Source organism: Variovorax sp. P1_H12_2 (assembly GCF_056405335.1).
Genome location: NZ_JBFUCI010000284.1, coordinates 1 through 8,529, shown reverse-complemented (window position 1 = coordinate 8,529; position 8,529 = coordinate 1). Strand labels below are relative to the sequence as shown.

At 67.7% G+C, this 8,529-nt stretch carries 6 protein-coding genes; 1 reads left to right on the top strand and 5 read right to left on the bottom strand.

Annotated elements, in window-relative coordinates; all coding sequences use genetic code 11:
* Positions 1 to 240: 240 nt before the first annotated feature.
* The 4 genes from AC1D2K_RS23890 to AC1D2K_RS23875 form a co-directional block, all read right to left on the bottom strand.
* Entirely contained in the window at positions 241 to 1,896 is a 1,656-nt protein-coding gene (locus AC1D2K_RS23890) for a Na/Pi cotransporter family protein (protein WP_478091490.1), read from the bottom strand.
* Positions 1,897 to 1,961: 65 nt separating this feature from the next.
* Positions 1,962 to 2,459, bottom strand: coding sequence for a signal peptidase II (gene lspA, locus AC1D2K_RS23885; protein ID WP_478091488.1), 498 nt, complete (start codon positions 2,457 to 2,459; stop codon positions 1,962 to 1,964).
* Positions 2,459 to 5,302, bottom strand: a complete 2,844-nt coding sequence (gene ileS / locus AC1D2K_RS23880) for an isoleucine--tRNA ligase (RefSeq protein WP_478091487.1) — start codon at positions 5,300 to 5,302, stop codon at positions 2,459 to 2,461. Before ileS ends, lspA begins: the two co-directional genes overlap by 1 nt.
* Positions 5,303 to 5,410: 108 nt before the next feature.
* Positions 5,411 to 6,448, bottom strand: a complete 1,038-nt coding sequence (locus AC1D2K_RS23875; RefSeq protein ID WP_478091486.1) for a bifunctional riboflavin kinase/FAD synthetase — start codon at positions 6,446 to 6,448, stop codon at positions 5,411 to 5,413.
* 163 nt (positions 6,449 to 6,611) lie between these two features.
* On the opposite strand from AC1D2K_RS23875, the gene AC1D2K_RS23870 reads away from it, so the two are divergent.
* Entirely contained in the window at positions 6,612 to 7,169 is a 558-nt protein-coding gene (locus AC1D2K_RS23870) for an HNH endonuclease (protein WP_478091485.1), read from the top strand.
* 152 nt (positions 7,170 to 7,321) lie between these two features.
* Here AC1D2K_RS23870 and AC1D2K_RS23865 read toward each other — a convergent pair whose 3' ends face one another.
* Positions 7,322 to 8,437 (bottom strand): acyl-CoA dehydrogenase family protein, encoded by a 1,116-nt coding sequence (locus tag AC1D2K_RS23865; protein WP_478091484.1) that lies wholly within the window; start codon positions 8,435 to 8,437, stop codon positions 7,322 to 7,324.
* Positions 8,438 to 8,529: the final 92 nt, after the last annotated feature.

Here is an 8,529-nt window from a genome sequence, read left to right as displayed (position 1 = left end):
GTGTCGGGGCGCCCACCCCCTGCCGGGGGCAACACCAGCGGCCCGGCAAAGCCGGTTCCGCGGTGTTTCACCAACGGGCCTGGCTGCGCCGGCCGGTGAATACTGGCACTGTGTTTGTTGTCGGCTGCGCGCAGCGCGCCTGTTGGTGGGCAGTCGCGGAACCGGCTTCGCCGGGCCGCTGACTGCGCCCCCGGTAGGGGGTGGGCGGGCTACACGCAGTGAGCCCAACCTGGGGGCGAGCTAAAGCGTATTCAGGCGCGACTCGCGCATGCGGGTCGGCGCCAGTGCGCCGGCCGATTCGAGGATCGGGTAGGCGATCGAGCAGATGTGCGAGTTGATGCGCTTGAGGTCGCTGATCAGGTCGATGTGCAGCGAGCTGGTCTCGATGCTCAACGCGGTCTGGTCCGACAGGCGCCCGAGGTGGGTGGTGGCGTAGGCGCGCTCCAGGTCGCGGAAGCGCGCCTTCTCCTCGAGCAGCTTCTGGGCATCGCGCACGCTGCCGTTCAGGAACACGCTCATGCTCAGGCGCAGGTTGGCCACCAGCCGCTCGTGCAGCTCGACGATCTCGCGCATGCCGGCGTCGGAGAAGTTGCGCTGCGGCTTGATCTTCTTGTCCTCGATGTCGATGATCACGCGCTCGATGATGTCGCCGATCTGCTCCATGTTGATCGTGAAGCTGATGATGTCCGTCCAGCGCCGGCTCTCCTCCTCGCCCAGGGCCTCGCGCGAGATCTTGGTCATGTAGTACTTGATGGCGGAGTACAGCTCGTCGACCGTGTCGTCGAGCTTGCGCAGCTCCTGGGCCAGTCGCAGGTCGTTGTTGCGGATCACGTTGAGCACGCCGATCAGCATGGTCTCGACCACGTCGGCCTGGTGCAGCGCCTCGCGCGCGGCGTTCGAGATGGCCAGCGTCGGCGTCGACAGGGCCGAGGGGTCCAGGTGCTGGGGCCGGCGCGTGGCCGCGGGCTCCTCCGGCACCGGCAGCACGCGCGTCACCAGCGCCGCCACCCAGTCGGTGAGGCCGATGAAGCCGACGCTGACGAGCACGTTGAAGGCCAGGTGGTACAGCACCACGAACTGCGTCGCGTCCGAGATGTAGGGCCTGACCTCGCGCAGCCAGAGACCGACGAAGGGCGCCGCGATCGCCACGCCGAGCAGCTTGAAGGCCAGGTTGCCCACCGTGACCTGCCGGACCGAGACCGTCGACTTGGCGGTCGTCAGCACCGCCAGCAGCCCGCTGCCGAGATTGGCGCCGAGCACCAGGCCGAGCGCGACGTCGAGCGGCACCGCGTTCGAACTCGCCAGCGCGGCGACCAGCAGCACGACCGCCAGGCTCGAGTAGGCGACGATCGCGAGCGCGGCGCCGATGGTGATTTCCAGCAGTACGTCGCTGCCCAGCGAGCCCAGCAATTCACGCATCGCCTGGCCGGCGAACAGAGGCCCGGTGGCCGCCACCACCAGCTGCAGCGCGAGCAGCATCAGGCCGAGTCCGATCAGCACTCGCCCGACGCGGCCGGCCACGCTCGATGGGCGCGTGATGAACAGCACCACGCCGACGAAGATGAAGAGCGGCGACAGCCATGACAGGTCGGCCGAGAACAGCACCGACATCAGGGCGGTGCCGATGTCGGCCCCGCGCATCACCGCCAGCGCGGCCGGCAGCGTCACCAGGCCCTGGCCGACGAAGGAGGAGGTCATCAGCGAGGTCGCGGTGCTCRACTGGACCAGCGCCGTGACGCCGATGCCCGAGAGGGCCGCCGTGAAGCGGTTGCGCATGCTGTGAACCAGGATCTTGCGCAGGTTGGCGCCGAAGACGCGCAGCACGCCCGTGCGAACGAGATGGGTGCCCCATACCAGCAGCGCGATCGCCGCGAGTAAATTCAACAGATGCTTCATGGAAGCAAAGGACTATAGACCAACCCCCTGGCTGGCTCGCCTTGCCTTGCCTTCGCGCGGCCGGGCTACTTGCGCCGCACGCGCCTCAGTTCATCCAGGATCAGGCAGATCGCGCCGAGCGTGATGGCGCTGTCGGCCACGTTGAAGGCCGGGAAGTGCCGGCCGGCCATGTGGAAGTCCAGGAAGTCGACCACGTAGCCGTGCATCATGCGGTCGATCACGTTGCCGATGGCACCGCCCAGGATGSCGGCCATCGAGAACGAGAACAGCTTCTGGCCGGCATGCGACTTCAGCATCCAGACGATGAAGATCGCCGCCGCGACGCCGATGGCGGTGAAGAACCAGCGCTGCCACCCGGCCGCATCGGCCAGGAAGGAAAACGCCGCGCCGGTGTTGTGGGCCCGGACCACGTTGAAGAAGCTGGTGACGTAGGTCACGTCGCCGTACTTGTAGTAGCCCAGGATCAGCGTCTTGGTGAACTGGTCGACGATCACGATCACCAGCGCGAGGCCGAGCCAGGGCCAGATGCCGAGGCCCGGCGAGCCCGAAGATTTGCGAGCCATCAGGCGACGTTCCTTTGCTCTCCGGCGCCGTGCAGGTTGCTGGTGCAGCGGCCGCACAGGCCCGGGTGGGCCGGGTCATGGCCGACGTCGTCGCGCCAGTGCCAGCAGCGCTCGCACTTGGCCGCGGCACTCGCCGTCACTTGTGCCGACAGCGCGTCGCCGGCGGCCAGCTCGACCGCCGAGGTGATCAGCACGAACTTCAGGTCGTCGCCCAGCGAAGCCAGCAGTGCATGGTCGTCGGCCGGTGCGGTGATCGTCACGTTGGCCTGCAGCGAGGAGCCGACCTGGCCGGCGGTGCGCACGGTCTCGATCTCCTTGTTGACCGCGTCGCGGATCTCGCGGATGCGGGTCCACTTCGCCAGCAGCGCTTGGTCGGGCGTGCCGAGATCGCTGTAGGTCTGGACGAAGATCGACTGGCCGTCGCCGCAGAACTTCCACGCCTCTTCGGCCGTGAAGCTCAGGAACGGTGCCATCCAGCGCAGCATCGCCTGCGTGATGTGCCACAGCGCGGTCTGGGCGCTGCGGCGCGCGTGCGAGCCGGGGGCGGTCGTGTAGAGCCGGTCCTTGAGCACGTCCAGGTAGAAGGCGCCGAGGTCCTCGGAACAGTACACCTGCAGCTTGGCCACCACCGGGTGGAACTCGTACACCTTGTAGTGCGCGAGGATCTCGGCCTGGAACTGCGCCGCACGGGCGAGCGCATAGCGGTCGATCTCGAGCAGCTCGGCCAGCGGCACCGCATCCTTCTTGATGTCGAAGTCGCTGGTGTTGGCGAGCAGGAAGCGCAGCGTGTTGCGGATGCGGCGGTAGGCGTCCACCACGCGCGCCAGGATCTTGTCGTCGCCCGCAATGTCGCCCGAGTAGTCGCTCGCGGCCACCCACAGGCGCGTGATCTCGGCGCCGAGCTTCTTGTTCACTTCCTGCGGGTCGATGCCGTTGCCGAGCGACTTGCTCATCTTACGGCCCTGGCTGTCGACCGTGAAGCCGTGCGTCAGCAGGCCGCGGTAGGGCGCGCGGCCTTCGAGCGCGCTGGCGAGCAGCAGCGACGAGTGGAACCAGCCGCGATGCTGGTCATGGCCTTCGAGGTACAGGTCGGCCTCGGGGCCGCTCTCGTGGTGCACGTTCGGGTGGGTGCCGCGCAGCACGTGATAGAAGGTCGAGCCCGAGTCGAACCAGACCTCGAGGATGTCGGTGCTCTTGGTGTACAGCGGCGCGTCTTCGGCACCGAGGATCTCCTCGGTGGTCACGCGGCTCCAGGCCTCGATGCCGCCCTGCTCGACGATGGCCGCGGCCTGGTCGAGGATCTCCATCGTGCGCGGATGCAGCTCGCCCGAGTCCTTGTGCAGGAAGAACGGGATCGGCACGCCCCAGCTGCGTTGGCGGCTGATGCACCAGTCAGGCCGGTTGGCGATCATGTCGTGCAGCCGCGCCTTGCCGTTCTCCGGATAGAAGCTGGTCTGCTCGATCGCGGCCAGCGCGGTCTGGCGCAGCGTCTGCGGCGCCTTGTCCTTGGTGAACACGCCTTCGCCCTCGTCCATGCGGATGAACCACTGGGCCGCCGCGCGGTAGATCACCGGCGTCTTGTGGCGCCAGCAGTGCGGGTAGCTGTGGGTGATGACCTCGGTCGCCAGCAGGCGGCCGGCATCGCGCAGCGCGTGGATGATGACGGGCACCGCCTTCCAGATGTTCTGGCCGCCGAACAGCGGGAAATCGGGCGCGTACGAGCCGTTGCCCTGCACCGGATTCAGGATGTCGTCGTACGCCACGCCGTGCGCGATGCAGGAGTTGAAGTCGTCCACGCCATAGGCCGGCGACGAATGGACCAGGCCGGTGCCGTCGTCGGCGGTCGCGTAGTCGGCCAGGTAGACCGGCGACAGGCGCCGGTAGCCGGCATCGACGTCGTACAGCGGATGCTCGAATTCGAGGCCGCCGAGCTTCTCGCCCTGGACCGTGGCCAGCACGGTGCCGTCGAGCGCATAGCGGTTCATGCACATCTCGACCAGGGACGCCGCGAGAACCAGCAGGCCGCGCTCGGTGTCGACCAGCGCGTAGTCGAGCTCGGGGTTCAGGTTGATCGCCTGGTTGGCCGGGATGGTCCAGGCAGTGGTGGTCCAGATGACGGCGAAGGCATCCTTGGCGAGCGCAGGCAGGCCGAAGGCGGCGGCCAGCTTGGCCGGGTCGTGCGCCTTGAAGGCGACGTCGAGGGTCTGCGACTTCTTGTCCGCGTACTCGATCTCGAACTCGGCCAGCGAGGAGCCGCAGTCGAAGCACCAGTACACCGGCTTCAGGCCGCGGTAGACGAAGCCGCGCTCGATCACGCGCTTGAAGGCGCGGATCTCGCCCGCTTCGTTGGCGAAATCCATGGTCTTGTACGGATGGTCCCACTCGCCCAGCACGCCCAGGCGCTGGAAGTCGACCATCTGCTGGGCGATCTGCTCGGTCGCGTAGGCGCGGCTCTTGGCCTGCATCTCGTCGCGGCTCAGGTTGCGGCCGTACTTCTTCTCGATCGCGTTCTCGATCGGCAGGCCATGGCAGTCCCAGCCTGGTACGTAGAGCGCGTCGAAGCCCTCGAGCTGGCGCGCCTTGGTGATCATGTCCTTCAGGATCTTGTTCACCGCGTGGCCCATGTGGATCTGGCCATTGGCGTACGGCGGGCCGTCGTGCAGGATGAACTTGGGCGCGCCGTGGCGGGCGTCGCGCAGACGCTGGTAGAGGCCTTCCTCGTTCCACTCCTTGACCCAGCCCGGCTCGCGCTTGGGCAGGTCGCCGCGCATCGGGAAGGGGGTGTCGGGCAGGTTCAGCGTGGCGCGGTAGTCGTTGGCGCCGTCGGTCTTGTTGTCAGCCATGGGGGTTCCAGAAATCTGCGCTGCCTGGCAGCGCTCGGGGATCGAGGGGGGCATGCGGCCCCTTGCATCCCAAGGCGGCCGAACGCGGCGGAAAGCGAGGGTTCCGCTCTAAATTCGGTCGCGCGTCGTCTGGCGATGGGTCTCGGCGTGCGTGGAGGCAAAGAAGGCGCGCGCGTCGCGGCCATCCTTCGCGATGCCCGCAGTCAGGGCCTCGAGGCTGGTGTAGCGCAATTCGTCGTGCAGTTTGTGCAGCAGTTCCACGCGCACGATTTTACCGTAGGCCCCTTCGCTGCCCAGTTGGGCCGGCCAATCGAGGCAATGGGTCTCCAGCAGCACCCGGCCGGCGTTGACGTCGTTGGCGTCGAGCGAGGGCCTGACGCCGAGGTTGGCGACGCCCGGCAGCGGCGCCTCGGACAGCCCGTGGACGAGCACCGCGAAGATGCCGCTGGCGGCCGGCTTCCAGTGCTTGAAGCGCAGGTTGAGGGTGCGGAAGCCATCGTCGCGGCCCGGCGCCGAGGCGCCCAGCGCGCGGCCGAGCTTGCGGCCGTGGACCACGTGGCCGGAAATCGCGTAGGGCCGGCCCAGCAGCGCCTGGACATCGGCCATCCGACCTTCGGCCAGCGCCTCGCGCACGGCCGAGCTCGAGACCCGCAGGCCATGCACCTCGTAGCTGTTCATGCGCGCGACGTCGAAGCCGTGCTGGTCGCCGGCACGGTCGAGCATCGCGTAGTCGCCGGCGCGCCTGGCGCCGAAGCGGAAATCGTCGCCGACCAGCACGTAGCGCGCGCCCAGGCCCTCGATCAGCACGTGCTGGATGAATTCTTCCGGCGTCTGGGAGGCCAGCCGGGCATCGAAGGGCAGCACGATGGTCTGGGCGACGCCGCCCGCGGCCAGTTCGGTGAGCTTGTCGCGCAGGGTGCCGATGCGCGCCGGCGCCAGTTCGGGGCGCCGGTTGAGCGCGGCGAAGTAGTCGCGCGGATGCGGCTCGAAGCTCAGCACGCAGCTGGGCAGTCCGCGCAGGCGCGCCTCGGTATTGAGCAGCCCCAGCATCGCCTGGTGACCACGGTGCACACCGTCGAAATTGCCAATGGTCAGGGCGCAGGCCGGAGCCACGCCCGGATGCCGAAATCCCCGGAAGACCTGCATCGTTTGGTATCTTTTTGATAGCACTTCGTGCCCATGGAATGGGCACGTCAGGGCCATTTGTCACAAAACCGGTATATTGTGACGCAGTGCGGTGCGCGCAAGTGCGCTGGCCGCGCGCCGGTGATCGGTCTTTCCGTGGTTTCTCTGATCAGAGGAGACGTGTGTGAAGGTCTTGAAGCTGTCGGCCCAAGGGCTGCCTCAATCGTGGATTTCGCTCGAGCAGGCGGTGATCCACTATGCCTCCGACGAGGTCCGCTGGGAGGTGGGCGCGCAGGTGGCGGTGTTCCGGGGCGGCCACAACGCGGTCACCGGCCAGCAGTCGCAGATCGCGATCAACAGCATCATCGGCACCAAGGGCGTGCCGCGCATCAATCCCTTCACGCAGCGCCCGGGCCTGACCAACGGCAAGCTGTTCGCGCGCGACCGCAACGTCTGCGCCTACTGCGGCGGCCACTTCAGCGAGGACGAACTCACGCGCGAGCACATCATCCCGTTCGCTCAAAAGGGAATCGACACCTGGATGAACGTGGTCACGGCCTGCCGGCCGTGCAACCACAGAAAGAGCAGCCGCACGCCCGAGCAGGCCGGCATGGCGCTGCTCTACGCACCCTACGTGCCCAGCCTGTGGGAAGACTTCATCCTGCGCAACCGCCGGATCCTGGCCGACCAGATGGAGTTCCTGATGGCGCACCTGCCGCAAAGCTCCCGCCTGCACGGCTGACGAAGCCAAAGCAACGCTGCGGTCTGCGGCCGGCGAAGCCAGGCCCGTTGGTGAAACACCGCGGAACCGGCTTTGCCGGGCCGCAGGTGTTGCCCCCGGTAGGGGGTGGGCGGGCTACACGAAGTGAGCCCAACCTGGGGGCGAGCAACAGTTCAGGCGAAGACGCCCGCCGTATCTTGCATGCGGGCCGACACTTCGCCCAGGTGGTGCATGCTGTCGCCGAAGCTCATCTCGAGCTGCGTGAGCTTTCTGAAGTAGTGGCTGCCGATGTATTCGTCGGTCACGCCGATGCCGCCGTGCAGTTGCACCGACTGCTGGCTCACGAACCGCATCGAGACGCCGAGCTGGTACTTGGCGCGGGCCATGGCCTGGCGGCGTTCGGCGGCCGGGGCATTGAGCTTCAGGCTCGCGTAGTAGCTCATCGAGCGGGCCAGTTCGAGCTGCATCTTCATGTCGGCGACGCGATGGCGCAGCGCCTGGAAGGTGGCGATCGCGACGCCGAACTGCTTGCGCGTGTTCATGTAGTCGACCGTGACCGCGAGCGTCTGGTCCATCACGCCCACGGCTTCCGCGCAGGTCGAGGCGATGCCGATGTCGACTCCGTACTCGAGTGCGGCCAGGCCGTCACGGGTGACCAGCGTGGCGGCCGCACCGTCGAACACGACTTCGGCCGCGCGGCTGCCGTCCTGGGTGCCGTAGCCGCGTGCCGCCACGCCGTCGGCAGCGCGCTCGACCAGGAAGAGGGCCATCTTGCCGTCGAGTTGCGCGGGCACCAGGAAGGCGTCGGCTTCGTCGCCGGCCGGCACCAGGCTCTTGGTGCCGTGCACGGTGAAGCCATTGCCGGCCTTCTGCGCCTTGGCCTCGCAGACGTCGAGCCGGTAGCGCGCCTTGCGTTCCTGGTAGGCCAGCACCACCAGCGCCTGGCCGCCTGCGATGCGCGGCAGCCAGTTGACCTTGGTGTCGGCGTCGGCATGGCCGGCGAGCAGGGCGCCGGCGATGAACGATTGCGCCAGCGGCTCGAGCACGATGCCGCGGCCCAGCTCTTCCATCACGACCATGCCTTCGACCGGGCCCATGCCCAGGCCGCCCTCGTCCTCGGGGATGTAGAGGCCGCCCAGGCCCAGTTCGGCCAGTTCGTCCCAAGCCTCGCGCGAGAAACCGCCTGCGGCCTCGATGGCGCGGCGGCGCTCGAAGCCGTAGCCCTTTTCGACCCACTTGGCGACCGCGTCGCGAAGCTGCTGCTGGTCATCCGAAAAATTGAAGTCCATGTCAAATCCTTGCGTAAGCCTCGCTGGAGCCCCCTCCCGGAGGGGGTGCGGGGGAGTCAAACATTCAGCGCGTCGCGCGGGCCGTTCTACGG

Excerpts from the sequence above, each read along its gene's own strand:
- ileS (WP_478091487.1), bottom strand. The coding sequence starts at position 5,302 with ATGGCTGACAACAAGACCGACGGCGCCAACGACTACCGCGCCACGCTG.
- AC1D2K_RS23875 (WP_478091486.1), bottom strand. The coding sequence starts at position 6,448 with ATGCAGGTCTTCCGGGGATTTCGGCATCCGGGCGTGGCTCCGGCCTGC.
- AC1D2K_RS23865 (WP_478091484.1), bottom strand. The coding sequence starts at position 8,437 with ATGGACTTCAATTTTTCGGATGACCAGCAGCAGCTTCGCGACGCGGTC.